The organism is Bradyrhizobium dasycarpum, assembly GCF_042019905.1.
Lineage (GTDB): Bacteria > Pseudomonadota > Alphaproteobacteria > Rhizobiales > Xanthobacteraceae > Bradyrhizobium > Bradyrhizobium japonicum_B.
On sequence record NZ_CP169574.1, the window covers coordinates 6,362,881 to 6,388,672 of the forward strand.

The window sequence follows — 25,792 nt, forward strand, 5'->3', positions numbered from 1 at the left end:
CCGTCGATTCGCTGGCCAGGGAGATCGTAAGCAACAGAGGTGAGGGCTGGCGAGACGCAAATCCCGCTCAGCCGGATTTCTTACGCCGCCCGATAGTCCGGCGCCGTCGCCAGGAATTTGGCATAGGCGTCCGCGTCCGGCGGCTGGAAGCGGCCGGCAAGCCCGCCGCGCTTCTGGTTCTTCGCGCCGATGTCGGCCATCAGCTCGTCGAAATGGCGGTAGTGATAGGGCGCGACGCAGAGGCCGCCATAGACGCCGGCGGCCGGCCGCTCGACGCGCTTGAAGTGCAGCATCATCTCGATGTTGTCGCGCATCGCTTGCGCCGTCGGCTGGTTGGCGAGCTGGCCGTCGGCATAGCGCACCAGCCAGTTGGCGGCGAGGTCGGCGCAGAGCACGGTGCAGAACGAGGAGTTGAAGCCGACGAAGCCGAGCTCGGGCAGATCGGGGTTGGCGATCAGGCGGTAGAGCCGGTACTGCCCGTCGGCATCGACCAGCTTCTGCCTGGAGGCCTCGGGCAGGAATGGCACGCCGAGCTTGTAGCCGATCGCGAGCACCGCAACGTCGGCGCCAATGCGCTCGCCGCCGCTCATCACGATGCTGTCGCCGTCGTAATGGTCGAAGGTGCCGAACACCGCCTTGATGCGGCCGTCGGCGACCATCGGATAGAAGCCGGGCGTTGCGATCGGCACCGAGCAATTGACGCCGTCCTCGATCCGCTCCTTCGGCACCATGTTGCAGCGGCCGAGCTTGAGCTGCGCTTTCAGCAGGCTTTCCAGCCCACGCCAGTTGGCCCAGACCAGCGGCGCGGCGATGCGATGCGCGAGCCGCCCCATCGCGCTCATGCCCCAGCCCGGAAACATCTCCTCCTGCGCGCGGATGTAGAGGATGCGCTTGAAGTTCACGAGCCCGCCGATGAAATAGGGGATGCGCCAGACCGGCTCGCGCATCACGATGGTGACCTCGCGCGCGCCCGACTTCACCGCGTTGACCGCGATGTCGGTCGCCGATTTCGAGCCGCCGAGCACGACGACGCGCCGGCCTTTCGCCAGCGAGGGATCGCCATATTTCGAGGAATGCAGGATCTGGCCGCCCTGTGCGAGGAACGCCTCCTCGCCGGGGCAGTGCAGCTCACGCGGCTCGTTGAATTGCCCGGTGCAGACCGCGACGAAGTCGAAATCTTCGCTCGTCGTCGCGCCGTCCTTGCTCTTCAGCGCGAGCGTCCAGCCCGGTCTGCCGTCGGCGCGCCGCGCCATGCCGGCGACCTCGGTGTCGAGGCGCAGCATGCGGTCGAGGCCAAAGCTGCTGGCGTAGTCGGCGAGATAGGCATGGACCTGCGGCCCGGTCGGCCATTCCGGATAGCCTTCCGGCATGGCGCGGTCGGTGTAGCGGTAGAGCTCCTTCGGGCTCTGCGTCTGCACGTCAGGATAGGAGCGCGCCGGCTCCCAGACCCCGCCGAGATCTGAGCTGCGCTCGATGATGGCGACGTGGTGGCCACGGGCAGAGAACGCCTTGGCGGCGGCAAGGCCGGAGACGCCGGCGCCGATCACGCAGACATGCTTGGGACTGACCATGGGTTTGCTCGCAATGTGTTTTGGGCGCAAGCGGCCACGTTCGGCCGCGAGGCGCGGCCGGCGGACCAACAAGCGGATGCAGTGGAGGAGGAATCTAGTCGTTGGCCTCGGGCGGCAGGAAATCGACCTCGTGCAGCGCCGAGATGCGCACGACTTCCGCGGGGTCGGTCAGATTGTGCAGCTGGTTGAACAACGCCTCGAGGCTTCTGCATCGGCGAGACCCAGAACAGCGCGCGGCAGGGCTTGTCGGACTTGTTGAAATAGCCATGCGGGATGCCGCGCGGCATGCGCACGAGATCGCCGGCATGGGCCTTGACCCATTGGCCGTCGAGCTTGAGGTCGAGCGTACCCTCCTGCACCAGGATGAACTCGTCCTGGGTCGGATGGATGTGCACCGGCACGAACTGGCCGGGATCGCTGTTGGTCTCGAACGCGAAGGTGGAATCGGTGACGGCCTTGGGGAAATAGACCTGGCCCAGAATGTTCCAGCTCTTGCCGCCGTAGCCTGTGCCGTTGGCGGTAATGCCCTTTTCGAGTGCAGTCATGGTGCGCTCCCATTGGATTCCGGCGGGAATGGAGCTTCAGCCAGCAACGGGCGCCTGTCTATCCGCTAAACGAATCCGCTCCTCACTGTTGCCGTGCAGCATGACGATTTTGGCAAGGCCGGCCTTTTCGCGTCCGATGAATTATTATAAGCTTAAAGCAATTCCCTGACGCGAAGCGTGGTCGACGATGTCCGCAGCCGTGCTGGAAATGGACGCAAGGGCGTCCGCGGCCGAACGGCTTGCGGATTTCGCCCGTGTCACCACCGATGACGTCGACGAAGCGGCCGAACAGATCGGACGCATCTTCTGCCCGCACGACCTCAAGCCGGCACGAGCGCGTGCGGCCGGCTTCTCGGCCCGGCACAATTGCGCGGCCTTCGACGGTTTCTCCATCAATTACGTCGCCTACGGCGGATCGGTCTGCATCGATCCCGGTTGCCTCGAGCGCTTCTTCCTGGTGCAGATTCCGCTCACGGGCACGGCCCATATCCGCGCCGGAATCGCCGAGCTCGAGGCCGCGCCGGAGCGGACGGCGTCGCTGCTGTCGCCGACGATCCCGACCCGGATGATGTGGCGCGACTGTGCGCAGGCCATCCTGCTGCTCGACCGCCGCATCGTCGAGCAGCGCGCCGCGGCGCTGTCGGGCAGGGCATCGGGCACCGTCGAGTTCGATCCCGCGATCGACCTGGACACGCAGGCCGGACGGGTGCTGCGAGCCCGTCTTGCCGAGCTGATGACGATCGCCGAGCGTCTAGGTCCGTCCGGCAGGCTGTCGGCCATCGCGATGGCCGATTGGCGCGAAATGCTGCTCGATCATCTCCTCAATGGCCAGCCGCATGGCCTCTCGGATGCCATTCAAACTTTCTCGGGACGAGGCGAGCGGCTGCCGCGCGCGCTCCGCGCGGCGCGGGACCATCTTGCAGACAACGCCGGCGAGCCGCTCGACCTCGCACAGCTCGCCTGCGCCTCCGGCATCGGCATCCGCGCGCTCCAGCTCGGCTTCCGCCGCCATTTTGGCCAGTCGATCTCGCAGATGCTGCTCGACATGCGCCTCGCCGCTCTGCACGCCCGGCTCGCGCAAGGATCGCCCGATGCCTCCGTCACCGACATCGCGTTCGAGCTCGGCTTCACCCATCTCAGCCGCATGGCCGGGGCCTACCGCGAAAAATTTGGCGAGACGCCGTCGGCCACGCTGCGGCGGCGGCTGAGCTGAAGGATCGTTAAACAGTCGCGGGATTTTCGCGCAGCGTCGTCACCCAGATCACGCGCGCTGCCTGCTGGGTCGGATTGTCGAACATGTGCGGCACTGTGCTGGAAAAGCGGAAACTGTCGCCGGCCTCCAGCACATGGGCCTGGTTGTCGAGCCACAGTCGCAGGCTGCCGGACAGGATGTAGCCGGCCTTCTCGCCGGTGTGCTGCAGGAAGTCGGTGCCGGAGGAGGCGCCGGGATTGAGCGTGAGCTCGTAGAGTTCGAGCTGGCCCTTGCCTTCGGGAGTGAGGGCTTCCTTGACGACGCCGCTGGCGGTGAGGCGCAGCAGCCGGCGGCTGTTCTTGCGCACGATGTAGCGCGGCACCTCGGCGGGATCGCTGGTCTCGAAGAAATAGGAGATGGGCACGTCGAGCGCGATGCTGAGCAGGCGCAGCGTTCGGATCGAAGGCATGGCGCGCGCGCGTTCGAGCTGGCTGATCATGCCGGTGGAGAGGCCCGTCTTGTTGGCGACGTCCTGGATCGAGAAGCCGGCGCGCTGACGCAGCAGCCGCACGGTTTCGCCGAGCCGTTGGTCGACCGCATCGTCCGCCTCGCTCGTCGGGGCGTCCTTCGGACTGTTGGTGTCGCCGCGACCATCCATGTCGCTTCTCCCATGCATCATCATGAGCCCCGGCCGCATCGGTCCGAGACTTCAGTCGGAGTGAAAAGGTCGCGCATACTAGCAATGCGATTGACAGGTGTATTTAGTCGTGATGAAATTTTGGTTCAAGAATTTAGAAGCACTAAAGCCCACTCCTGTTCCCCTGCCGGGGTCTCGGGGCGCGGGAGACGGTGCCGCGTGCGGGAACGGAGACTGGTCATGGCAGACAGCACCGGCAGGTTCGGCGTTGGCGGAGTCCACTTCGGCATTCCAAGTCGCCGGCAATTCTTCCAGCTCGGTGCGGGCGCCGCGGCGGGTTTGACGCTTCCAGGCCACGCTTTTGCCCAGAGCGAACGTCCCTCCAATCCGCCGGACAAGCCGCGCGGGCAGGTAGTCGCGGCGCTGTCGCAGGAGCCGACGGTCTTTCATCCCCTGATGCCCGGCATCGAGGTCGATCAGGGCGTCTGGTGGCAGGTGTTCTCGCTGCTCTGGTACATCGATCCCGCCGGCAATTTCGTTCCCGATCTCGCCCGCGAAATCCCGACCATCGAGAATGGCGGCCTGTCGGCCGACGGCCTGACCTGGAAGATCAAGCTGCGCAGTGACGTGAAGTGGCATGACGGCACGCCGTTCACGGCAGACGACGTCAAGTTCTCGCTCGAGCTGATCAACGATTCCAATTTCCGCGCGCGCAGCCGCGTCGGCCACAGCCTGGTCAAGGACATCAAGGTCGTCGCGGCGGACGAGATCCACTGGCGCATGGAAGCGCCTTATTCGCCCTACATGTCGATCCTGGGATCGCTGACCTTCATCGTGCCCAAGCACATCCTGGAGAAGGTGTCCGATCCGAACGCCTCGCCGTTCCACAATGCGCCTGTCGGCACCGGCCCATTCCGCTGGGGCGAACGCGTGCCCGGCGACCACATCCTGCTCAATGCCCACACCGGCTATCACGGCAAGGGGCCTTACGTCGAACGCGTGGTCTTCAAGTACATTCCTGACCTGACCGTGCTCTACACCCAGTTCCGCACGGGACAGGTCGACTACACCGGCCTGCAAGGCATCCTGCCGAACTTCGTGCAGGAGGCGAAGACGCTGAAGGGCCGCAAGATCGTCGTCTCCTCGACCTCCTCGGTGGAGCATATCGCGCCCAATCTGGAGTTCGGTCCCTTTGCCGACCGCGCGGTGCGCGAGGCGCTGTATCTGGCCATCAACAAGCAGGCGGTCATCGATGCGCTCTATTACGGCCTGCCGAGGCAGACCGAGAGCTTCGTGCCGCAGCAGGCCTGGTCGTTCCAGCAGGGGCTGCCGCAACACAAATACGATCCCGCCAAGGCCAACGCGCTGCTCGATGCGAGCGGATGGGTGCGCGGCGCCGGCGGCGTGCGCGAGAAGGGCGGCGTCAAGCTCGAATTCACCAATTCAACCACATCGGGCAATGCAGCGCGCGAGCAGACCCAGCAGCTCCTGATCCAGGATTGGCGCGCGATCGGCGCCGCAATGCGCGTCAACAACATGCCGGCGGCCGTGATCTGGGGCGAGTTCTGGCAGCAATCCAAGTTCAATTCGGTGATCGTCGGCGTGAATTTCATGCTCGGCAGCGACCCCGACGTGACACCGCGCTTCGGCTCCGGCGCCATTCCCGCCAAGGGCGGCCGCGGCTACAACACCTATCAATACAAAAATCCGGAGGCCGATCGTCTCCTCGCCGAAGGCGCCAGGCAGTTCGATCTGGCGCAGCGCAAGGCTACCTATGGCGAGCTGCAGAAGCTGATCCGCAACGACCTTGCGATCCTGCCGCTGTTCCAGGGCTTCATCGCCGAAGGCGTGAAGGAGGGGCTGCAAGGCTTCCGGCCCAACATCAACACCTCCATCAATTGCTGGAACATCCGCGAATGGTACTGGGCCTGACGGGTCAGGTGCGCAGGGCAGCCTGAGATGGCCCGTTACGTCGCCAACCGCCTGGCGCAGGCGATCATGCTGCTGGTGATCGTCTCGGCGATCGGCTTTGCCATCCTGCATCTGGCGCCCGGTGGCCCGCTGTCGCAATTTGCCGTCTCCGGGCAGATGACGCAGGAAGATCTCGATCGCGTCACCAAGCAGCTCGGGCTCGATCGGCCGCTGCCGGTGCAGTACCTCGACTGGTTCGGTCGCATGCTCAAAGGCGATTGGGGCCGCTCCTATCGCGACGGCGAGGCGGTGTTGTCGGTGATCTCCTCGCATCTCGGCGCCACGCTGGAGCTGATGGCGACGGCGACCATCATCGCGGTGCTGCTCGGCTGCTGGATCGGCATCCTTGGCGCACTGCGCCGTTATTCGCTGTTCGATACGCTCGCCACCGTCGGGGCCATGATCGCGCTGTCGATCCCGACCTTCTGGTTCGGCCTCGTCACCATCTACGTGTTCTCGGTCAAGCTCGGCTGGCTGCCGGCCGGCAACCGGCACACCATCGGCGACGGCTCCTTCCTCGATCTGCTGCATCATCTGATCGCGCCGGCGATGGTGCTGGCGCTGGTGGAGACCGCGATGTGGGGCCGCTTCATGCGCTCCTCCATGCTCGAGGTGATCAACCAGGACTACATCCGCACCGCGCGCGCCAAGGGCATGCCGGAATGGCGCATTCTCACCGTGCACGCGCTTCGCAATGCGCTGCTGCCGATGATCACGGTGGCGGGCCTGCAGTTTCCCACCCTGCTCGGCGGCGCGCTGGTGGCCGAGACCGTGTTCACCTGGCCCGGCATGGGCCGCCTGTTCCTGGATTCCATCGGCTACCGCGATTATCCCGTGGTGATGGGCATCCTGATGTTCTCGGCGACCATGGTGCTGATCGGCTCGCTGCTGGCCGACATCCTCTATGCCGTCGTCGATCCGCGCATCCGGGTGGGCTAGGCGATGGCGACCGCAGCGCTCTCCACCGTCCAGCTCGCGCCCGGCCAGGCCGCGTGGCGGCGCTTCCGCCGGCACCGGCTCGCGCTTGCCGGCGCCGTGGTCATCCTGGTCCTCGTGCTCGGCTCGGCGTTCGGCCCGTATCTGCTGCCGTTCGACGACACCTATATCGACATCATGAAGCGGTTCGCGCCGCCGCTCTCCGGGGCGCATATCCTCGGCACCGACGAGCTCGGCCGCGACGTGCTGGCGCGGCTGATGATGGGCGGCCGCGTCTCGCTTTCGATCGGCATCGTCGCGATGGTGATCGCGATGGCGGTCGGCATCGCCGTCGGCGCTTTTGCCGGCTTCTATGGCGGCGCGGTCGGTGCGGTCCTGATGCGGCTGGTCGATGCCGTCCTGTGTTTTCCGACCATCTTTCTCCTGCTGGCGCTGGCCGCGCTCACCGAGCCCGGCCTCGTCACCACGACGATGCTGATCGCCGCTACCGCCTGGATGGCCGTTGCCCGCGTGGTCGAGGCCCAGGTGCGGTCGCTGCGGGAGCGCGAGTTTGCGGTCGCCGCGCTCGCCTTCGGCTCGTCGAACCTGCGCATCATGTTCCGCGAGCTCGTGCCCAATGCGATCGCGCCGATTGTGGTGGCCGCGACGCTGAACGTTGCGAAGGCTATCCTGCTGGAATCCTATGTCAGCTATCTCGGCTACGGCATCCAGCCGCCGGCTGCGAGCTGGGGCAACATGCTCAACAATGCGCAGATCTATCTCACCAGCGCGCCGTGGCTCGCGATTGCGCCGGGCGTTGCCATCACGCTGGCGGTGACCAGCTTCAACTTCCTCGGCGATGGGCTGCGCGATGCGCTCGATCCGCGCATGAACATCCCATGACGAACCAGATCTCGATCGAACCGATTCCAGGAGTGCCCCATGTCCCCGCCGCTCAACCGTATCAACAGCGATGAACGCCTGCCGGCGCAGGTGGACGTCGTCGTCATCGGCGGCGGCGTCATCGGCGTCTCCGCGGCCTACCATCTGGCGAAGAAGGGGCATTCGGTTGCTCTCGTCGAAAAGGGCCATGTCGGTGGCGAGCAGTCGAGCCGCAACTGGGGTTGGTGCCGGCAGCAGGGCCGGGCGCGCGAGGAGATTCCGCTGGCGCGCGAGGCGCTGCGGCTCTGGGAGGACATGCAGAACGACGCCGGCGTCGATGCCGGCTTCCGCCGCACCGGCGTGCTGTTCCTGACCAAGAGCAAGGACGAGCTCGCAAGCTGGGAGCGGTGGGCCGCGGTCGCGCGCGAGATGCAGGTCCACTCCACCGTCCTGACGCCGGCCGAGGTTGCCGAGCGCATGCCGGGCAATACCGACACATGGGTCGGCGGCCTGCACACGCCGAGCGACGGCCGCGCCGAACCGTCGATGGCGGTGCCGGCGCTGGCCACTGCCGCGCGCAAGCACGGCGTCACCATCCATCAGGGCTGCGCGGCGCGCGGGCTGGAGACGACCGGCGGGCGCGTCAGCGCCGTCGTCACCGAGAAGGGCACCATCCGGACGCAAGCCGTGCTGCTGTCGGGCGGCGCCTGGTCGTCGCTGTTCTGCCGGCGTCACGGCATCGAGCTGCCGATCGGTCTCGTCAACGCCACCGCATGCCGGACCACGCCGGGACCGGAGATCACCTCGGGCGCGCTCGGCACGGATTTCTATTGCATTCGTCGCCGCCTCGACGGCGGTTTCACGCTGGCGCTGCGCAACCGCGGCACGGTCGAGCTGTCGCCCGACCTGTTCCGCTACGCGCGCACGTTCTGGCCGACCTATTTGCATCGCAAGAACGGGCTGAAGCTCTCGTTCGGCAAGTCCTTCTTCGAGCAGATCGTGCGCGGCACCAGCTGGAGCTTCGACAAGCCGTCACCATTCGAGACCGAGCGCGTGCGCGATCCCGCGCCCGACATGTCGCTGGTCAATGCCGCGCTGGCCTCGTTGATCAAGGCCAATCCGGAGTTGAAGGACATCGAGATCGCGGAAGCCTGGGGCGGCACCATCGACTGCACGCCCGACACGATCCCCGTGATCTCGCCGGTCGATGCGTTGCCCGGCTTCTTCCTCGCCACCGGCTTCTCCGGCCACGGCTTTGGCATCGGCCCTGCGGCCGGCAAGCTCGCCGCCGACATCGTCACCGGCGCGACGCCGCTGGTCGATCCCGCCGCCTACAGCCACACGCGCATGATCGACGGCCGGCGCCTGGCGCCGGTCAGCCCGTTCTGAGGACCGCATGACGGTTCTCTACAAGGCCAACATGGAGCGCGGCGCCGAATGGGCGCGCTTGTTCGCGGAGCGCGCGCCGCGTCTGCCATTCCGGCTCTGGCCCGACATCGGCGATCCCGCCGCGGTGCGTTATCTCGTTGCCTGGGTGCCGCCGGACGATATCGCGGCGACCTTTCCGAACCTGGAGCTCGTCTTCTCGGTCGGTGCCGGCGTCGACCAGTTTGATGCCACGAAAATTCCGGCGCACATTCCGCTGGTCCGCATGCTGGAGCCCGGCATTGCCGAGACCATGGTCGAATACGTCACCATGGCCGTGCTGGCCCTGCATCGCGACCTCCTGCACTTCATCGGCCAGCAGAAGCAGCAAGTCTGGCGCGAGATCCGGATCACCCCGGCGAGGCGCCGGCGCGTCGGGGTGATGGGGCTCGGCCAGCTCGGCCAGGCCGTGCTCGAACGTCTCAAGACATTCGGCTTTCCCCTATCGGGCTGGAACCGCTCGCCGCGCGAGATCGAAGGCGTCACCTGCCACGTAGGCGCAGAAGCGCTGCCCGAATTCCTTGCGCAGTCCGACATTCTTATCTGCCTGTTGCCGCTGACCGACGAGACGCGCGGCATCCTGAACGCGGACCTGTTCGAGCGACTGCCGCGCGGGGCGGGGCTCGTCAATGTCGGCCGTGGCCCGCATTTGGTCGAGGCTGATTTTCTTGCTGCGCTCGAGCGCGGCGCCTTGTCGGCTGCGGTGCTCGACGTCACCGATCCCGAGCCGCTTCCGCCGGGACATCCGTTCTGGAGTCATCCGCGCATTCTGCTGACGCCGCACAATGCGAGTATGACGATGCCCGACACCGCCGTCGATTTCGTGCTCGACGTCATCGCGCGCCACCGCCGCGGCGAAGAGCTGCCGGGGCTGGTCGATCGTACGCGCGGCTATTGAGGTGATGATGGGAACTCCCGTGCAGCCACGAGCTCCTCTTGCCTCTCCCGCGTGCGGGAGAGGTCGCGCCGAAGGCGCGGGTGAGGGTTCTCTCCTCTGGGGGAGCCTTCGTTGTCGAGACACCCTCTCCCCAACCCTCCCCCGCGAGCGGGGAGGGAGCGCACCTTCTTCGCGGCAGAGCTTGAGGTCTGCCTATGACCAGCGCCGCGACCGATCCCATCGTTGCCGAAGCTCCCGTGCTGTCGGTCGCCGGCCTCACCACCTCCTTCATGCTCGAGCGACGATGGATTCCCGTCGTCCGCAATGTCTCCTTCGACGTGGCGCCGCGCGAGACCGTGGCGATCGTCGGCGAATCCGGCTCGGGCAAGAGCGTGACCGCACTGTCGATCATGCGGCTCATCCCGCAGGAGATCGGCCGCATCGAGGGGCGCGTCACGCTGGCCGGACGCGAGCTGCTGACGCTGCCGGAAGCGCGCATGAAGGATATCCGCGGCAACGATGTCGCCATGATCTTCCAGGAGCCGATGACGAGCCTCAATCCGGTGCTCACCATCGGCTTCCAGATCGCGGAGGCGCTGATCCAGCATCGCGGCCTGTCGCGCGCGGCGGCGGAAGCCGAGACCGTGCGCCTGCTCGACCGTGTTCGCATTCCTGCGGCGAGGTCGCGTTTCCACGAGCATCCGCATCGCTTCTCCGGCGGCATGCGCCAGCGCGTGATGATCGCGATGGCGCTGGCCTGCAGGCCGAAGCTCCTGATCGCGGACGAGCCGACCACCGCGCTCGACGTCACGATCCAGGCCCAGATCCTCGAGCTCCTCAAGCAGCTCCAGCAGGAGGAGGGGATGTCGATCCTCTTCATCACCCACGACATGGGCGTGGTCGCCGAGATCGCCGACCGTACCGTCGTGATGTATGGCGGGCAGGCGGTGGAGACGGATACGACCGCGCGCATCTTCGAAACGCCCTCGCATCCCTACACCCGCGCGCTGCTCGCCGCGGTGCCGCGGCTCGGCTCGATGGACGGCCGGGCGCGGCCGATGCGCTTTCCGATCGTCGACAAGGTGACGGGCACCTCGGACGAGCCGACGGAAACGCCCGACACCGTCTCGACGGCGCAGCGGCCGCTGCTCGAGGTCGCCGGCCTCACCACCCGCTTTCCGATCCGTTCCGGATTGTTCGGCAAGGTCTCCGGCCGTGTCCATGCGGTCGAAAACGTCTCCTTCACCTTGCGGGCCGGCGAGACGCTGGCGCTGGTCGGCGAGTCCGGTTGCGGCAAGTCGACCACGGGACGCTCGATCCTCAAGCTGACCGAGCCGGACGGCGGCACCGTGCTGATCGACGGCCAGGACGTCCTCGCCATGAAGGGCCGCGCCTTGCGCGACGTTCGAAAGCACATGCAGATCGTCTTTCAGGATCCGTTCGCGAGCCTCAATCCGCGCATGTCGGTGGGGACCGCGATCGCCGCGCCCTTGCTCGCCAACGGCCTTGCTTCGGCCTCGCAGGCGCGCGACAAGGTCGCCGACCTCCTCAAGCGCGTCGGTCTTTCCGCCGACATGGCCGCGCGGTTTCCGCACGAATTCTCAGGCGGCCAGCGCCAGCGCATCTGCATCGCGCGTGCGCTCGCGCTCGGGCCGAAGCTGATCGTCGCCGATGAAGCGGTCTCCGCGCTCGACGTCTCGGTCAAGGCGCAGGTCGTCAATCTGATGCTCGACCTGCAGGCCAGCATGGGCCTTGCCTATCTGTTCATTTCCCACGACATCGCGGTGGTCGAGCGCATGAGCCACCGCGTCGCCGTGATGTATCTCGGCGAGATCGTCGAGATCGGCCCGCGCGCCGCATTGTTCGGCAATCCACAGCATCCTTATACCAAGAAGCTGATGGCCGCCGTGCCGGTGCCCGATCCCTCGCGTCGCGGCACCCGGCGCGACGTGGCGAACGATGAGATCAGAAGTCCCGTGCGCGCGCCGGACTACCAGCCCCCGGTCCGGCACTATCGCGAAGTCTCGCCCGGCCACGTCGTGCAGGCCTGGGGCGAGGAATGGTCGAGCTAACGCGTCTCACGAATTCACGTGCACGAAATCCCGCAGCAGCGGATAGATCTCGTTGTTCCAGCGCTTGCCCGAGAACACGCCGTAATGGCCGACGCCGGCCTGCATGTGGTGGACGCGCCGATAGGCGCGCACGCCGGTGCAGAGGTCCTGGGCGGCCAGCGTCTGGCCGATCGAGCAGATGTCGTCCTTCTCGCCCTCGACCGTCATCAGGCCCATGCGGCTGACGGCGCGTGTGTTCACGGGACGGCCGCGATGCATCAGCTTGCCCTGCGGCAGAAGGTGCTCCTGGAACACGTCGCGCACGGTCTCGATGTAGAACTCGGCCGGCAGGTCCATCACCGCAAAATATTCGTCGTAGAAGGTCTTGATGGTCGCGGCCTTGTCCTTCTCGCCCTTGGCGATGTAGTTGGCGAGGTCGAGATGCTGCTTGATGTGGCGCTCGAGATTCATCGAGACGAACGCGGTGAGCTGCACGAAGCCGGGATAGACCTTGCGCAGAGCGCCGCGGCATTGCACCGGCACGTAGTTGATCAGGTTCTGCTCGAACCATTCGATCGGCTTGCTCTTGGCGAAGTCGTTGACCCGGGTCGGCTGGATCCGCGTGTCGATCGGGCCGGCCATCAGCGTCAGTGTCGCCGGGCGCGAGGGATGGTTGTCCTCGCACATGATCGCGGCGGCCGCGAGCGCCGAGACCGAGGGCTGGCAGATCGCGACCATGTGCGGGCGCGGGCCGAGCTGTCCGAGGAAGTCGATCAGGTGCTCGGTGTAGTCGTCGAGGCCGAAGCGGCCTTCGCTGCGCGGAATGTCGCGCGGATTGTGCCAGTCGGTAATGTAGACGTCGTGGTCCTGCAGCAGCGTCTGCACGGTGCCGCGCAGCAGCGTCGCGAAGTGGCCGGACATCGGCGCCACCAGCAGCATGCGCGGCTGCTCGGCGACGCTTTCTTTCTTGAAGTGCAGCAGCGAGCCGAACGGCGTCGCGTAGGCGATCTCCTCGGTGACGGCCACATCGCGATTTCCCACCATCACGCGCTCGATGCCGTAGGCGGGGCGGTGATAGGTCAGGGTCGAGCGTGAGATCAGCTCCAGCGCGGCCGAGAGCCGGCCAATGAGCTGATCCGACATGCCCTGCGGCACCAGATTGAGAAACTTGAGCGCGGACGAGGCCCCCGCGCGCCACGGCGCCGTCAGGTCCATGTGGTTCTGAAAGGCCTGATAATTCATCGACATCATAACTGGAACGCCCACCCGTCCCGCATTGCTATGCAATAACGACGCCAAACCGGGCGGCCGGACCGCCCGCAAAATTGGCACGTCGCTTGCTGCTCACGTCACGGCAGGCACAGCACGTCCGCGAGCCGGCGGAGAGGCGGGATCAGGGAAGGGCCATATGGCAAAGGCGACGCTGACCATCAGCAGCAAGAATTATTCGTCCTGGTCGCTGCGCGGCTGGTTGCTGGCGAAATTCTCCGGGCTCGATATCGAGGAGATCGTCACCGCGCCGGACGATCCGTCGGCGCGCGCGGAGATCCTGTTGCTGTCCTCGTCGATCCTGGTGCCGTGCCTGCGGCACGAGGGCGCCGTGGTCTGGGATACGCTGGCGATCGCCGAATATCTCAACGAGGTGATGCCGGCGGCCGGCCTGTTGCCGGATGACCGCATCCAGCGCGCCCATTGCCGCTCGATCTCGGGCGAAATCCATTCCGGCTTCACCACGCTGCGCGCCTCGCTGCCGGTGAATCTGAAGGGACGTTTCCCCGGCTTCAAGATCTGGTCGCGCGCGCAGGCCGATATCGACCGCGTCTCGTCGATCTGGCGCGACTGCCTGGAGCGGTCGGGCGGCCCCTTCCTGTTCGGCGCGCAGCGCACCATGGCGGATGCGATGTACGCGCCCGTGGTGACGCGCTTCGTCACCTACGACGTCAAGCTGGAGCCGCTGCTGAAGGCCTATGCCGACACCATCATGGCGATGCCCGAGATGGCCGAATGGATCGCAGCGGCGCGGGAGGAGCCCGCCGAGATCGAAGAGCTCGAGGTCGAATATTAGGCAGCGCTGGCGCGGCCTTGCCTGTTTCGGGGGCGGCACCGGGCGGGCCGCCCCGAGCGGGCTATACCCTTGCCAGGGTTAACCTTTGGCGCTTCGCGCGGCCGGGGCCGTTCGCCGCGCCGCACAGATATTGTACGCACCAGCCCGGGCCGCATCGACATCTAGCCGTGAACAGCTGCGTACACCGCCATTCGGCTGATTCGGGCGCGATTCGTTCGGGCCGCGTTCCGTTCGTTAAGACGGAGCGCGGCGCCGTTGCATTATGGAACAGATATGGGGCTTCAGGCGGCCCCGCGCTGCTTCACGCGCGGCAGGCGCCAGCCGATCACGGTGGCTTCGACCGCGATGCCGGCTTCGTGGTTCTGCCAGCGTCCCTCGACATAGCGGCAGGCGAACGGCAATTGATACGTTCCGCTGTGGTCCTCGCACAGGACTTCAAGCGCCAGGCCCGGCGGCGGTTCTCCGGCGCCGTCGAATTCCGCCAGTCGTCTATCGCGCGTTGCCATTCCGAAAATCTCCCCTAAACAAAGCCGCGGAACGAGCGCCCACTTCCTCCGCGTGCGGATCATCGTTCCCCGTCCGAGGGAACGGCGCAAGCTCAACGCGAGAATGCGGTACGAGTGTGGTAGCCTTTACCGGCTGTGCGCAAACAGCGCACATTGCCGTGATCGATCGGACGAGGAACCCTTCATGCTGCTTCGAAGCGCCGGCTTTTGTTTCGCGATATTGCTGCTCGCAACGCTGGCGCATGCGCCAGTGCACGCGCAGGACGTGCCCGGCATCGAGATCTGCACGGTCGAGAAGACCATGGAGCGGCGCACCTCCTGTCTGCAGAGCAATATCGACTTCCTGCAGAAGACGATCACCAAGCTCAATCTCGATCATCAGCAGAAGCTCGATGCGGCCAACCGCCAGATCGACGCGCTGAAGACGAATCTCGCCGGCCTGCAGAAGACGCTTGGCGACCTTCAGGCTGCCCAGGCGAAGACGGCCGAGGATCCCAAGAAGAAGCAGGACGCGCCGCCGGCCAAGGACGCCACGAAATAGACCTGCCGGTCACCTCACGCGATAGCGCTCCATCACGCCGGGGTCGGGCTCATAACCGAGCCCGGGTCCCGAGGGCACCGCGACGTGGCCGGTGGCATCGGCATCGGCGCGGCCGCCCCAGAGGCAGGCCTCGCGCTTGAGATGAAATATCTCGACCAGCCCGTCGTCGCGTGTCGCCAGCAGATGCAGCGTCGCGAGCAGGCCGGGGCCGAAATAAGGTGAGTGCGGCACGATCTTCGCCCCGAGCCGATCGGCGAGCGCGGCGACCTTCACAAATTCCGTGATGCCGCCGACCTTGGTCACCGACGGCTGGGCGTGGCTCACCGCACCCGCCTCCATCATCTGGCCGAATTGATACTCCGTGCAGGCATTCTCGCCGGCGGCGATGTCGAGCCCGCCTTTGCTGCGGACTTCGGCCAGCGCGGCAAAGTCTTCCGGCGGCCAGACCGGCTCCTCCAGGAACATCGGCCGCGCGTCGCGGCACGTCTGCGCAAACGCGATCGCCTGCGCGGCCGTGAGCGGGCAGTTCATGTCGACCATCAGCGGAATGCCGGGCCCGATCGCCTCGCGTGCGGCGAACACCGCAGGCGCCGTGGTCTCGTGCAGCTTGATCGCGCCATAGCCGAGCGCGAGCGCCTTGCGGCATTCGGCGGCGATGTTGTCGGGCGTACCGATCCGCAGCAGGCTCGCGTAAGCCGGAATGGCCGTGCGCCTGGTCTCGCCGAGCAGGCGATGCACCGGCACGCCCTCGATCTTGGCGGCAAGGTCCCACAGCGCGATGTCGAGGCCGGAGATCGCGAACATGGTGATGCCGTAGCGGCCGAACAGATGCAGATTGCGCTGGATCTGCTCCATGGCGGCGGGGATGCCGGCGGCATCGGGCACCTTGAGCCCGCGGGCCTGCGGCGCGATCATCTCCTCGACCGCGCTGCGCGTGGTGCGCGGGCAGACATAGGCGAAGGCATCGCCCCAGCCGGTCAGTCCTGCGTCGGTCGAGACCTCGACCAGCACCATATCGAGGGCCGTGATCGCCGAGGCGCCCTGGCGGAAGCTCGCGACACCCGCGTCATAGGGAATGCGGATATGGTGCGCCTGCACATCGGTGATCTCCATGACGCGGTTCCTCCGTGCTTTCTGCTGAGCGGTTCTTCCGGGAATGTAGCCGTGAACCGCCGGGCGTTGCCAGTGGCGATTCCCGGTCTATCCTCATGCCGGGACAGCAATGCCGATCAAGCGAAACGGCCGATGGCCTGCGCATGATCGCCGCGCTTCGAACGAGGGTTAGCCGCCATGAATCCAGCGCAGCGCGCGCTCTGGTATATCGAGAGCCATCTGGCCGAGCCGATGACGCTGGACGACATCGCTGCGGTCTCGGGCGTGTCGCGGTTCCACATCGTGCGTGCGTTTGCCGCAGCCACGGGTCTTCCGGTGATCCGTTACGTGCGCGCGCGCCGGCTGACAGAGGCCGCGCGCAGTCTTGCGAACGGCGCGCCCGACATCCTGTCGCTGGCGCTGGAGGCGGAATACGGCTCGCACGAAGCATTCACCCGCGCGTTCCGCGACCAGTTCGGCGCCACGCCCGAAGCGGTGAGGGCGGCGACGTGCGTCAGCCACCTCAAGCTTCAGGAGCCGATCCTAATGGATTCCACCATGCTCGACCATCTCGCCCCGCCGCGTTTCGAAACCGCAAAGGCCTTCCTCGTCGCCGGTCCCGCCGAGCGCATCTCCTGCGATAATGGCGCCATGATCCCGGGCCTGTGGCGGCGCTTCCATCAGGAGGTTGCGGACCTTCCTGCATGTGTCGGCCAAGGGAGAGATCGAGTCGCTTACGGCGTCTGCTGCAATGGCGACGATGCCGGCAATTTCGACTACATCGCCGGCGTCGAGGTCGCCGATTTCTCCGACCTGCCGCGACGCTTCGCCCGCATCCGCATTCCCGGGCAGCGTTATGCGGTGTTCACCCATGCCGATCATATCGCCTCGGTCCGCCGCACCGTCAACACGATCTGGAATCAGTGGCTGCCGGCATCGGGTCTCGAGGCTGCGGATGCGCCGAATTTCGAGCGCTACGGCGAGGCCTTCGATCCCGTAACCGGCAATGGCGGCTTCGAGATCTGGGTGCCGGTGAGGGAATAGAGCTTCCGCAACGCTGGCATACCGTCCCGCTTGCTTGGCAAGCCGCAGCGACTTTGTCATAACCGCAGGCAAAGCTTGCGTGCGGAGCCGTGCCGGACATCCCGTGCAGGTCATAACAAGCCGGGAGGGTCTCACAATGCCTGACGTCCGCGTTCTCGCCGCCGACCTCGAATTTCCCGAAGGGCCGGTCGTGATGCCGGACGGCTCGGTGGTGCTGGTGGAAATTCGCGGCCAGCGCCTGACCCGCGTGTACCCCGACGGCCGCAAGGAGATCGTCGCGAAGATTCCCGGCGGCCCGAACGGCGCCGCGCTCGGCCCCGACGGCAAGATCTATATCTGCAACAATGGCGGTTTCTCCTGGATCCCGACCCGCAACATGATCATGCCGGGCCCGCAGCCGGACGACTATCTCGGCGGCTCGATCCAGCGGGTCGATTTGCACACGGGCAAGATCGAGACCGTCGTGACCAAATGCGGCGCGCACGATCTGCGCGGGCCGAACGACCTGGTGTTCGACAAGCAGGGCGGCCTGTGGTTCTCCGATCTCGGCAAGCGCCGTGCGCGCGAGATGGACGTCGGCGGCATGTATTATCTCAAGCCCGGCATGACCGAGCTCGTCGAGATCGTGCACGGCATCCTGCCGGCGAACGGCATCGGGCTGTCGCCGGATGAGAATACCGTCTACATCGCGGAGACGCCGACCGGCCGGCTGTGGGCCTACGAGCTCTCCGCGCCCGGCACGCTGAAGCCGCGCGACGTGATCTATCGCGGCGAGCGGGGCAAGCCGATCTGCGGCCTCGGCGGCTACCAGATGTTCGACTCGCTCGCGGTGGAGGCCGGCGGCAATGTCTGCGTCGCCACGCTCGTGTCCGGCTGCATCTCGGTGATTGCACCCGACGGCACGCTGGTGGAGCAGGTCCCGACCGGCGACCGCGTCACCACCAACATCGCCTTCGGCGGCCCCGAGCTGAAGACCGCCTACATCACGCTGTCAGGCAAGGGCGAGCTGGTCGCCATGGACTGGCCGCGCAGCGGATTGCCGTTGAATTTCTTGAACAAGTGACAATCGCGTAAAACGCGATTGTCATCCCGGGGCGGCTCGGAGAGCCGAACCTGGATCTCGAGATTCCGGGTCTGGTCTTCGGACCATCCCGGAATGACAATCATGAGGAACGATAGAATGCCCTGGCCCGATCCCATCACCCTGCGCGGACAGCACGCCCGTCTGGAGCCGCTGTCGCATCAGCATCGCGAGGGGCTGGTCGAGGCCGTCAAGGACGGCGAGCTCTCGAAGCTCTGGTACACGGCGATCCCGCTGCCTGAGAACATGGGCAAGGAGATCGACCGCCGCCTCTCCCTGCAGGCCGCGGGCTCGATGCTGCCCTTCACGGTCTTCGATGCCGCCGGCAACATCGTCGGCATGACCACCTATATGAACATCGATGCCGCCAACCGCCGCGTCGAGATCGGCTCGACCTGGTATGGCAAGAGCGCGCAGCGCGGCCCGCTCAACACGCAATGCAAGCTGCTGCTGCTGCGGCACGCCTTCGAGGCGCTGAGCTGCATCGCGGTCGAGTTCCGCACCCATTTCTTCAACCACCAGAGCCGCCGCGCCATCGAGCGACTGGGCGCAAAGCAGGACGGTATCCTGCGCAGCCACCAGATCGCGCCGAACGGCACCTTGCGCGACACCGTCGTTTACAGCATCACCGCCGCCGAATGGCCGACGGTGCAGGCGCATCTGGAATTCCAGCTCAATGACAAGCCGCGCTAGGGGCGGCCGAGGGACCATGGACAGATTCGATTATGTGATCATCGGCGCGGGCTCCGCCGGCTGCGTGCTCACCAGCCGCCTCAGCGAGGACCCGAACACCAGCGTCTGCGTGCTGGAAGCCGGGCCGTCCGACTGGCATCCCTACATCCATCTGCCGGCGGGTTTCATCAAGACCTTCCACATGAAGAGCATCAACTGGGCCTACCAGCAGGAGCCGGGGCCCTGGACCGGGGGCGCAGCATCTATGCGCCGCGCGGCAAGACGCTCGGCGGCTCGTCCTCGATCAACGGCCACATCTACAATCGCGGCCAGCGCATGGATTTCGACACCTGGGCGCAGATGGGCAATCGCGGCTGGGGCTATGCCGACGTGCTGCCCTACTTCCGCCGGCTGGAGAAGCGCGTCGGCGAGGGTGAGGACATCTATCGCGGCCGCGAGGGCAGCCTCACCGTCACCACCATGGACTGGCGCGATCCGCTCTGCGAAGCCTTCATGGAAGGCGCGGTCTCGCTCGGCATTCCCCGCAATCCAGACTACAACGGCAAGAGCCAGGAAGGCGTCTCCTACTGCCAGCGCACCATCGAGAGGGGCCTGCGTGTCTCCGGTGCGACCGCGTTCCTGAAGCCGGCGATGAAGCGGCCGAACGTGCATGTGCACACCCATGCGCATGCGACCGAGATCATCTTCGAGGGCAAGCGCGCCGTCGGCGTTCGCTACATGAAGGGCGGTCGCGGCGGCACGCCGGTGGAGGTGCGTGCCAACAAGGAGGTGATCCTGTCCGGCGGCACCTATAATTCGCCGCAGCTCCTGCAGCTCTCCGGCATCGGCTCGCCCGACCTGCTGCAGCAGCACGGCATCGCCGTGCGTCACGCGCTGCCGGTCGGCGAGGGCCTGCAGGATCATTACGCGCCGCGCACGGTGGCGCGCGTCAAGGACATCAAGACCATCAACGAGCTCCGCCGCGGCCTCTCGCTGTGGATCGAGGCGCTGAAATGGGCGACCGCGCGCCGCGGCCTGCTGTCACTGTCGCCGACCATGGTCTATTGCTTCTGGCACTCCGGCGAGAGCGCGGAGAGCTCCGACCTCCAGCTCACCTTCACGCCGGCGTCCTACAAGGAAGGCGTCCAGGGCCAGCTCGAGGACGAGCCCGGCATGACGGTGGCTTCCTGGCAGCAGCGCCCGGAGAGCCGCGGCTATGTCCGCATTCGCTCCTCAGATCCGTTCGCGCCGCCGATCATCCAGACCAATTATCTCGACGCCGAGCTCGACCGCCGCGTCATCGTCGGCGGCATGAAGCTGGCGCGCAGGCTTCTGAAGTCCGCGCCGCTGTCGCCCTATTACGCCTACGAGGATTTCCCCGGCCCCAACGTCAACACCGACGACGAATTCCTGCACGCCGCGACCCAGCGCGGCACCACCACCTTCCACCCCGGCTGCACCTGCCGCATGGGCCCGGCGGACTCGACCTGGGCGGTGGTCGACGATCAGCTCCGCGTCCACGGCCTCGAAGGCCTGCGTGTCATCGACGCCTCGGTGATGCCGCGCATGATCTCGGCGAATTTGAATGCGTCCACGATGATGATCGCCGACCGCGCCTCGGACCTGATCCGCGGCAAGGCCCCGATGGAAGCCGCACGGATTCCGGATACGGCGGTGGCGTGAGCTTTCGTAGGGTGGGTAGAGCGCAGCGAAACCCATCATCGTGCGGCAATCGCTGAAGCACGATGGGTTTCGCTGCGCTCTACCCATCCTACAAGAGCGATGACGTCTATCCGAGGTTGTGCCATGATGAGGCATGACCTCCTATCGGCGCAACTTCGTTCCGGGCGGAAGCTTCTTCTTCACGGTCAATCTCGCCGACCGTCGACAATCGCTTCTGACGGCGAATATCGACCTGTTGCGCGCGGCCTTTCGCGAGATCCGTCGACGGCATCCCTTCACGATCGATGTGATTGTGATCCTGCCGGAGCATCTTCACACCGTCTGGACGATGCCGGACGGAGATGCCGATTTTGCAACGCGCTGGCGACAAATCAAATCCGCTTTCTCCCGCAGTCTCGCAACAAGCGAGCCGGTGTCGGCCAGCCGCGCCGCCAGAGGGGAGCGCGGCATCTGGCAGCGCCGCTATTGGGAGCACACCATCCGGAACGAGGAGGATTATGCCCGGCACATCGACTACGTGCACATCAACCCGGTCAAGCATGGCCTCGTCAAACGGGTGTGCGATTGGGGTCGCTCGTCGTTCCACCGCCACGTGACGCTTGGCATCTATCCGGCAGACTGGGCTGGCGATCTCTCAAAGTTAGGGCGCAGCGCCGACTTCGGGGAGCCGAGTTGATGCGATGATCTGTAGGATGGGTAGAGCGCAGCGAAACCCATCATCGTGCGGCAATCGCTGAAGCACGATGGGTTTCGCTGCGCTCTACCCATCCTACTAATTGCTGCAGCGCGTCCGGGACACGCGTTCGCTCGCAAGGCTTGCGAGTATCCTAGGGTGGGCAAAGCGACTTGTCCGCCATAGCTCGGAGAGCGGCGGCGGAAGCGTGCCCACGCTTCTGTTGCGATGTTGTAGAGGTGGTGGGCACGGCGCAAGTGCGCCTTTGCCCACCCGACAAGCTTGCTGTGTCGCTCGGCAGTCAACCCCTCTTCGCAAAAATATTCCACTTTACCGAAATTCGGAATTGCGGCATAGATCGACGCAGCCCGGCCCACGAAGAGGGGCGGTTCGCGAGTCGTTCGAAACGCGGGCCGGGTTGCGGTGGACGCGGCAGCGTCGGCACGAGAGGTGCGGGCAGGGCGGGGTAGCCCCCTGTGAGTCCGCGGCCGCGTGGAGACGAACGGCGCCGAAGTCCGGCGAAGCCTCTTGGCGAAGCCGGATGAGCTGCGTACGGCAAAACCGTGTGGTCCTGGCCCCGTCGTTGCTACGGTCAAGCCTCTTGCGAAGATGCGCGCGAGCCCAACCGGGCAGACGGCATCATCCAATTCGCGGGGCGAGGGAGGCCAGAAGGAAAGTTCGGCTCCCGGGAGAGCACGGCATAAGCCGTCCGACCATCGCGCAGGGAAGGCCGAGCGTTCGGCGACACCTGTATGCTGCTGTGCGGTCTTTTTCGCGTGTGCTTTTCGCGCGGCAGACCGCGGGTGCCCGTCGGCGCCCGGCCTTCCCTGCGCCCTCTTCATTTTGGGGCGAGGACTGAAGCAAAGCTCGGGCGAGATGCGCCGCGAGGCTGCGAAGGTGTGTCTGCGAGCCAATGTCGTCGTAGGATGGGTAGAGCGGAGCGAAACCCATCATGTTTCCGCGAGGTGGATGTGCGATGGGTTTTGCTCCGCTCTACCCATCCTACGAGTGCACGTCGACTGACGCCGATGCTCCCAATGACGGTTTGGAGGCAGGCTCGCGCCGAACTCCGCTCGCGTGCCCCGGACGCAGCGCAGCGCCCTTGCGGTGCGCTGCAGAGCCGGGGCCCATGTCTTCGAGCAACATCTCAGAGCAAGCCTTGCGGCGTGCGTCCCGGCTCTGCGCAGCAGCGTTGCACGCGGCAGGGCGTCCGGGACAAGGCTCGCCTCACACTTCCCGTCGGCTCAAGAACGCCAGCCGCTCGAACAAATGCACGTCCTGCTCGTTCTTGAGCAGCGCACCGTGCAGCGGCGGGATCAGCTTGCGCGGATCGCGCTCGCGCAGTTGCTCGACGCTCATGTCCTCGTTGAGCAGCAGCTTGAGCCAGTCCAGCAGCTCCGAGGTCGACGGCTTCTTCTTCAGGCCGGGCACCTCGCGCACCTCGAAGAAGATGCGCAGGGCTTCCTCGACCAGGCGCTTCTTGATGCCGGGGAAGTGCACGTCGACGATGCGGGCCATCGTGTCGGCGTCGGGGAACTTGATGTAGTGGAAGAAGCAGCGGCGCAGGAACGCGTCGGGCAGCTCCTTCTCGTTGTTGGAGGTGATCATCATGATCGGGCGCTGCTTGGCCTTGATCGTCTCGCCGGTCTCGTAGACATGGAATTCCATGCGGTCGAGCTCGAGCAAGAGGTCGTTGGGGAATTCGATGTCGGCCTTGTCGATCTCGTCGATCAGGAGCACCGGGCGCTGCTCGGCGCTGAACGCCTCCCACAGCTTGCCGCGCTTGATGTAGTTCCTGATGTCGGACACGCGGGCATCGCCCAGCTGGCTGTCGCGCAGACGCGACACCGCGTCGTATTCGTAGAGACCCTGCTGCGCCTTGGTGGTGGACTTGATGTGCCAGGTCAGAAGCGGCGCGTTCAGCGCCTTCGCCACTTCCTCCGCCAGCACCGTCTTGCCGGTGCCGGGCTCGCCCTTGATGAGGAGCGGGCGCTCCAGCACGATCGAGGCGTTGACGGCGACCTTGAGATCGTCCGTCGCAACATAGTCCTTGGTGCCGGTAAATTTCATCGCGCGTCCTTGTTGGTCGTCGTCGTGAGGCAGTGCCAATTTCGCTGCCTTGGTCACGACAAGCGAACGGCCGCACATGGCGGCCGTTCCTGGTTCGGTCAGGCTTTCAGACCCGTTTTATCAGCGAAAGGATGACGAGCACAATCACCGCGCCGATGGTGGCGTCCACGATCGCGCCGACCGTGCCGGTGGCGAGCTGGATGTGCAGCTGGGGCAGCACCCAGCTCGCAACCAGCGCGCCGATGATGCCGACGACGATGTTGCCGATCAGCCCAAATCCCGCCCCGTGGACAATCTTGCCCGCAAGCCAGCCTGCGATCGCGCCGATGATGAGCGCTGCGAGAATTCCCATTGCATACGTCCCCAAGACAACCCCGTGAGGCGCCAATTCTAGAGCAAAAAGCATCCGGGTCCAGCGCTCAGCGGCAGCCTCCGCCCCTTGACGTTCGCCCCCCGACGGGCAATCTGTCACCCATGTTCCTGCAATTCTTCACCTCTCTGCGCGACGCGCAGGTCCCTGTGACACTGCGCGAATACCTCACGCTGGTGGAGGCGCTCGACGCCGACCTTGCGGACTACTCGGTCGAGAACTTCTATTACCTGTCGCGCGCCTCGCTGGTGAAGGACGAGCGCAATCTCGACAAGTTCGACCGCGTCTTCGGCACGGTGTTCAAGGGGCTGGAAAACCTCCTCGACGCCATGGAGAAGGCCGAGATCCCCGAGGAATGGCTGAAGAAGCTCGCCGAGAAATACCTGACGGAAGAAGAGAAGAAGCAGATCGAGGCCATGGGCTGGGACAAGCTCATGGAGACCTTGAAGAAGCGGCTGGAGGAGCAGAAGGGCCGCCACCAGGGCGGCTCGAAGTGGATCGGCACGGCAGGCACCTCGCCGTTCGGCGCGCACGGCTACAATCCCGAGGGCGTGCGCATCGGCCAGGAGAAGAACCGCAACAACCGCGCCGTGAAGGTGTGGGACAAGCGCGAGTTCAAGGACCTCGACGGCAATGTCGAGCTCGGCATCCGCAACATCAAGGTGGCGCTGCGCCGACTGCGCAAGTTCGCGCGCACCGGCGCGCCCGACGAGCTCGATCTCGACACCACCATCCGCGAGACCGCCAATCATGGCTATCTCGACGTGCACATGCGCCCCGAGCGGCGCAATGCAGTCAAGCTCCTGGTGTTCTTCGACATCGGCGGCTCCATGGACATGCATATCGAGCAGGTCGAGGAGCTGTTCTCGGCGGCGAAGAGCGAGTTCAAGCACATGGAATATTTCTACTTCCACAACTGCCTGTATGAAGGCGTGTGGAAGCAGAACAAGCGCCGCTTCACCGACCGCACGCCGACCTGGGACGTGCTGCACAAATACCCGCACGACTACAAGATCGTGTTCGTCGGCGACGCCTCGATGAGCCCTTACGAGATCATGGTGCCCGGCGGCTCGGTCGAGCACGTCAACGAGGAGCCGGGTTCGGTCTGGCTCAACCGCATCATCCGCACCTATCCGCATGCGGTGTGGCTGAACCCGGTGCAGCAGAAGCACTGGGATTATTCGGAATCCACCACCATCATCAAGCGCATCTTCGCGGGCCGAATGTATCCGATCACGATCGAGGGGCTGGAAGCTGCGATGAAGGAATTGACGCACTAGCTCCATCCACCGTCATTCCGGACGGCCGCAAAGCGGCCGATCCGGAATCTCGAGATGGAGTGTGACGATCGAGGTTCCGGGTTCGATGCTGCGCATCGCCCCGGAACGACGGAGAAAAGAAGGGAAGACCCATGCCCCAAAACATCACCCGCGGCATCAAGGCGCTGATCGACGAGGCCAATGCCGAGATCGAGACGCTCACCGCCAAGGACGCCATCGAGATCTCCAAGAACGGCGACGTCGTCATCGTCGACATCCGCGACCCCCGCGAGATCGAGCGCGACGGCCGTATCCCCGGCGCCTTCGCCTGCACCCGCGGCATGCTCGAATTCTGGATCGATCCGCAGAGCCCCTACGCCAAGCCGATCTTCCAGGAGGACAAGAAATTCGTGTTCCACTGCGCCGGCGGCCTGCGCTCCGCGCTCGCCGCCAAGACCGCGCAGGACATGGGCCTGAAGCCCGTCGCCCACATCGCCGGCGGCTACGCCGCCTGGCGCGATGCCGGCGGTCCGGTCGAGAAGTGGGAGCCGAAGAAGAAGGGCTAGGTCTCTCCCTTCGTCATTCCGGGGCACGCGAAGCGTGAACCCGGAATCCATTCATCCACTGACTCAGCCGCACGATGGATTCCGGGTTCGCCCTGCGGGCGCCC

The 25,792-nt window shown here is 65.6% G+C and carries 22 protein-coding genes and 2 pseudogenes; 16 read left to right on the plus strand and 8 right to left on the minus strand.

The window, feature by feature from the left end; genetic code table 11:
• Nucleotides 1-80: 80 nt before the first annotated feature.
• Nucleotides 81-1,571 (minus strand): flavin-containing monooxygenase, encoded by a 1,491-nt coding sequence (locus tag ACETMP_RS30330; RefSeq protein WP_375159006.1) that lies wholly within the window; start codon nt 1,569-1,571, stop codon nt 81-83.
• A 94-nt stretch (nt 1,572-1,665) separates the two neighbouring features.
• A pseudogene (locus tag ACETMP_RS30335) lies at nt 1,666-2,116 on the minus strand (cupin domain-containing protein).
• 187 nt (nt 2,117-2,303) lie between these two features.
• Between ACETMP_RS30335 and ACETMP_RS30340 the strand changes: the two are divergent.
• A complete protein-coding gene (locus ACETMP_RS30340; RefSeq protein WP_375159007.1) occupies nt 2,304-3,329 on the plus strand; it encodes an AraC family transcriptional regulator in 1,026 nt (341 codons plus the stop codon).
• A gap of 7 nt (nt 3,330-3,336) precedes the next feature.
• Here the strand turns inward: ACETMP_RS30340 and ACETMP_RS30345 are convergent, their stop codons facing one another.
• The gene (locus tag ACETMP_RS30345; protein ID WP_375159008.1) at nt 3,337-3,966 is read right to left on the minus strand and encodes a cupin domain-containing protein; all 630 of its coding nucleotides are present in this window, start codon (nt 3,964-3,966) and stop codon (nt 3,337-3,339) included.
• Nucleotides 3,967-4,185: 219 nt separating this feature from the next.
• Here ACETMP_RS30345 and ACETMP_RS30350 point away from each other — a divergent pair, with 219 nt between their 5' ends.
• The 6 genes from ACETMP_RS30350 (at nt 4,186) to ACETMP_RS30375 (ending at nt 12,087) form a co-directional block, all read left to right on the plus strand.
• Nucleotides 4,186-5,877 (plus strand): peptide ABC transporter substrate-binding protein, encoded by a 1,692-nt coding sequence (locus tag ACETMP_RS30350; RefSeq protein WP_375159009.1) that lies wholly within the window; start codon nt 4,186-4,188, stop codon nt 5,875-5,877.
• Between the two features lie 27 nt (nt 5,878-5,904).
• Nucleotides 5,905-6,855 carry an ABC transporter permease gene (locus tag ACETMP_RS30355; RefSeq protein WP_375159010.1) on the plus strand — a complete coding sequence of 317 codons (951 nt, stop codon included), beginning with the start codon at nt 5,905-5,907 and terminating at the stop codon, nt 6,853-6,855.
• 3 nt (nt 6,856-6,858) lie between these two features.
• Complete coding sequence (locus tag ACETMP_RS30360) at nt 6,859-7,734, plus strand: ABC transporter permease (protein WP_375159011.1); 876 nt, start codon at nt 6,859-6,861, stop codon at nt 7,732-7,734.
• 39 nt (nt 7,735-7,773) lie between these two features.
• Nucleotides 7,774-9,102 carry an NAD(P)/FAD-dependent oxidoreductase gene (locus tag ACETMP_RS30365; RefSeq protein ID WP_375159012.1) on the plus strand — a complete coding sequence of 443 codons (1,329 nt, stop codon included), beginning with the start codon at nt 7,774-7,776 and terminating at the stop codon, nt 9,100-9,102.
• Between the two features lie 7 nt (nt 9,103-9,109).
• Nucleotides 9,110-10,036: a 2-hydroxyacid dehydrogenase gene (locus ACETMP_RS30370; RefSeq protein WP_375159013.1), complete on the plus strand. Its 927-nt coding sequence runs from the start codon at nt 9,110-9,112 to the stop codon at nt 10,034-10,036.
• Between the two features lie 194 nt (nt 10,037-10,230).
• Nucleotides 10,231-12,087: a dipeptide ABC transporter ATP-binding protein gene (locus ACETMP_RS30375; protein ID WP_375159014.1), complete on the plus strand. Its 1,857-nt coding sequence runs from the start codon at nt 10,231-10,233 to the stop codon at nt 12,085-12,087.
• A gap of 6 nt (nt 12,088-12,093) precedes the next feature.
• On the opposite strand, the gene ACETMP_RS30380 is transcribed toward ACETMP_RS30375, so the two are convergent.
• On the minus strand, nt 12,094-13,317 hold the full coding sequence (locus tag ACETMP_RS30380; RefSeq protein WP_375159015.1) for a polyhydroxyalkanoate depolymerase: 1,224 nt from the start codon (nt 13,315-13,317) through the stop codon (nt 12,094-12,096).
• Between the two features lie 157 nt (nt 13,318-13,474).
• Between ACETMP_RS30380 and ACETMP_RS30385 the strand changes: the two genes are divergently transcribed.
• Nucleotides 13,475-14,131 (plus strand): glutathione S-transferase family protein, encoded by a 657-nt coding sequence (locus tag ACETMP_RS30385; RefSeq protein ID WP_375159016.1) that lies wholly within the window; start codon nt 13,475-13,477, stop codon nt 14,129-14,131.
• Between the two features lie 281 nt (nt 14,132-14,412).
• On the opposite strand, the gene ACETMP_RS30390 is transcribed toward ACETMP_RS30385, so the two are convergent.
• Entirely contained in the window at nt 14,413-14,637 is a 225-nt protein-coding gene (locus tag ACETMP_RS30390) for a hypothetical protein (RefSeq protein WP_028138161.1), read from the minus strand.
• 184 nt (nt 14,638-14,821) lie between these two features.
• On the opposite strand from ACETMP_RS30390, the gene ACETMP_RS30395 reads away from it, so the two are divergent.
• Entirely contained in the window at nt 14,822-15,178 is a 357-nt protein-coding gene (locus ACETMP_RS30395) for a hypothetical protein (RefSeq protein ID WP_375159017.1), read from the plus strand.
• Nucleotides 15,179-15,187: 9 nt separating this feature from the next.
• Here the strand turns inward: ACETMP_RS30395 and ACETMP_RS30400 are convergent, their stop codons facing one another.
• The gene (locus tag ACETMP_RS30400; protein WP_375159018.1) at nt 15,188-16,291 is read right to left on the minus strand and encodes a mandelate racemase/muconate lactonizing enzyme family protein; all 1,104 of its coding nucleotides are present in this window, start codon (nt 16,289-16,291) and stop codon (nt 15,188-15,190) included.
• Nucleotides 16,292-16,468: 177 nt separating this feature from the next.
• Here ACETMP_RS30400 and ACETMP_RS30405 point away from each other — a divergent pair, with 177 nt between their 5' ends.
• The 5 genes and pseudogenes from ACETMP_RS30405 to ACETMP_RS30425 all read left to right on the plus strand — a co-directional run bounded on the left by ACETMP_RS30405 (nt 16,469) and on the right by ACETMP_RS30425 (nt 21,426).
• The gene (locus ACETMP_RS30405) at nt 16,469-17,314 is read left to right on the plus strand and encodes a GyrI-like domain-containing protein (RefSeq protein ID WP_375159019.1); all 846 of its coding nucleotides are present in this window, start codon (nt 16,469-16,471) and stop codon (nt 17,312-17,314) included.
• A 136-nt stretch (nt 17,315-17,450) separates the two neighbouring features.
• Nucleotides 17,451-18,377, plus strand: coding sequence for an SMP-30/gluconolactonase/LRE family protein (locus tag ACETMP_RS30410; RefSeq protein WP_375159020.1), 927 nt, complete (start codon nt 17,451-17,453; stop codon nt 18,375-18,377).
• Nucleotides 18,378-18,494: 117 nt separating this feature from the next.
• Complete coding sequence (locus ACETMP_RS30415) at nt 18,495-19,088, plus strand: GNAT family N-acetyltransferase (RefSeq protein WP_375162031.1); 594 nt, start codon at nt 18,495-18,497, stop codon at nt 19,086-19,088.
• A 16-nt stretch (nt 19,089-19,104) separates the two neighbouring features.
• Nucleotides 19,105-20,750 (plus strand): annotated as a pseudogene (locus tag ACETMP_RS30420) (GMC family oxidoreductase).
• 133 nt (nt 20,751-20,883) lie between these two features.
• Nucleotides 20,884-21,426 (plus strand): transposase, encoded by a 543-nt coding sequence (locus ACETMP_RS30425; RefSeq protein WP_375159021.1) that lies wholly within the window; start codon nt 20,884-20,886, stop codon nt 21,424-21,426.
• A 1,224-nt stretch (nt 21,427-22,650) separates the two neighbouring features.
• Here ACETMP_RS30425 and ACETMP_RS30430 read toward each other — a convergent pair.
• Nucleotides 22,651-23,493, minus strand: a complete 843-nt coding sequence (locus ACETMP_RS30430; protein ID WP_375159022.1) for an AAA family ATPase — start codon at nt 23,491-23,493, stop codon at nt 22,651-22,653.
• Nucleotides 23,494-23,599: 106 nt separating this feature from the next.
• Nucleotides 23,600-23,845: a GlsB/YeaQ/YmgE family stress response membrane protein gene (locus tag ACETMP_RS30435; RefSeq protein ID WP_027519717.1), complete on the minus strand. Its 246-nt coding sequence runs from the start codon at nt 23,843-23,845 to the stop codon at nt 23,600-23,602.
• Nucleotides 23,846-23,967: 122 nt separating this feature from the next.
• Between ACETMP_RS30435 and ACETMP_RS30440 the strand changes: the two genes are divergently transcribed.
• Together ACETMP_RS30440 and ACETMP_RS30445 are read left to right on the plus strand one after the other, a co-directional pair.
• Complete coding sequence (locus ACETMP_RS30440) at nt 23,968-25,143, plus strand: VWA domain-containing protein (RefSeq protein WP_375159023.1); 1,176 nt, start codon at nt 23,968-23,970, stop codon at nt 25,141-25,143.
• Between the two features lie 131 nt (nt 25,144-25,274).
• Nucleotides 25,275-25,688, plus strand: a complete 414-nt coding sequence (locus tag ACETMP_RS30445) for a rhodanese-like domain-containing protein (RefSeq protein ID WP_028138151.1) — start codon at nt 25,275-25,277, stop codon at nt 25,686-25,688.
• Nucleotides 25,689-25,792 lie beyond the last annotated feature (104 nt).

Coding starts and splice junctions, on each gene's coding strand:
- ACETMP_RS30330 (WP_375159006.1), bottom strand. CDS start 1,571: ATGGTCAGTCCCAAGCATGTCTGCGTGATCGGCGCCGGCGTCTCCGGC.
- ACETMP_RS30340 (WP_375159007.1), top strand. CDS start 2,304: ATGTCCGCAGCCGTGCTGGAAATGGACGCAAGGGCGTCCGCGGCCGAA.
- ACETMP_RS30345 (WP_375159008.1), bottom strand. CDS start 3,966: ATGGATGGTCGCGGCGACACCAACAGTCCGAAGGACGCCCCGACGAGC.
- ACETMP_RS30350 (WP_375159009.1), top strand. CDS start 4,186: ATGGCAGACAGCACCGGCAGGTTCGGCGTTGGCGGAGTCCACTTCGGC.
- ACETMP_RS30355 (WP_375159010.1), top strand. CDS start 5,905: ATGGCCCGTTACGTCGCCAACCGCCTGGCGCAGGCGATCATGCTGCTG.
- ACETMP_RS30360 (WP_375159011.1), top strand. CDS start 6,859: ATGGCGACCGCAGCGCTCTCCACCGTCCAGCTCGCGCCCGGCCAGGCC.
- ACETMP_RS30365 (WP_375159012.1), top strand. CDS start 7,774: ATGTCCCCGCCGCTCAACCGTATCAACAGCGATGAACGCCTGCCGGCG.
- ACETMP_RS30370 (WP_375159013.1), top strand. CDS start 9,110: ATGACGGTTCTCTACAAGGCCAACATGGAGCGCGGCGCCGAATGGGCG.
- ACETMP_RS30375 (WP_375159014.1), top strand. CDS start 10,231: ATGACCAGCGCCGCGACCGATCCCATCGTTGCCGAAGCTCCCGTGCTG.
- ACETMP_RS30380 (WP_375159015.1), bottom strand. CDS start 13,317: ATGATGTCGATGAATTATCAGGCCTTTCAGAACCACATGGACCTGACG.
- ACETMP_RS30385 (WP_375159016.1), top strand. CDS start 13,475: ATGGCAAAGGCGACGCTGACCATCAGCAGCAAGAATTATTCGTCCTGG.
- ACETMP_RS30390 (WP_028138161.1), bottom strand. CDS start 14,637: ATGGCAACGCGCGATAGACGACTGGCGGAATTCGACGGCGCCGGAGAA.
- ACETMP_RS30395 (WP_375159017.1), top strand. CDS start 14,822: ATGCTGCTTCGAAGCGCCGGCTTTTGTTTCGCGATATTGCTGCTCGCA.
- ACETMP_RS30400 (WP_375159018.1), bottom strand. CDS start 16,291: ATGGAGATCACCGATGTGCAGGCGCACCATATCCGCATTCCCTATGAC.
- ACETMP_RS30405 (WP_375159019.1), top strand. CDS start 16,469: ATGAATCCAGCGCAGCGCGCGCTCTGGTATATCGAGAGCCATCTGGCC.
- ACETMP_RS30410 (WP_375159020.1), top strand. CDS start 17,451: ATGCCTGACGTCCGCGTTCTCGCCGCCGACCTCGAATTTCCCGAAGGG.
- ACETMP_RS30415 (WP_375162031.1), top strand. CDS start 18,495: ATGCCCTGGCCCGATCCCATCACCCTGCGCGGACAGCACGCCCGTCTG.
- ACETMP_RS30425 (WP_375159021.1), top strand. CDS start 20,884: ATGACCTCCTATCGGCGCAACTTCGTTCCGGGCGGAAGCTTCTTCTTC.
- ACETMP_RS30430 (WP_375159022.1), bottom strand. CDS start 23,493: ATGAAATTTACCGGCACCAAGGACTATGTTGCGACGGACGATCTCAAG.
- ACETMP_RS30435 (WP_027519717.1), bottom strand. CDS start 23,845: ATGGGAATTCTCGCAGCGCTCATCATCGGCGCGATCGCAGGCTGGCTT.
- ACETMP_RS30440 (WP_375159023.1), top strand. CDS start 23,968: ATGTTCCTGCAATTCTTCACCTCTCTGCGCGACGCGCAGGTCCCTGTG.
- ACETMP_RS30445 (WP_028138151.1), top strand. CDS start 25,275: ATGCCCCAAAACATCACCCGCGGCATCAAGGCGCTGATCGACGAGGCC.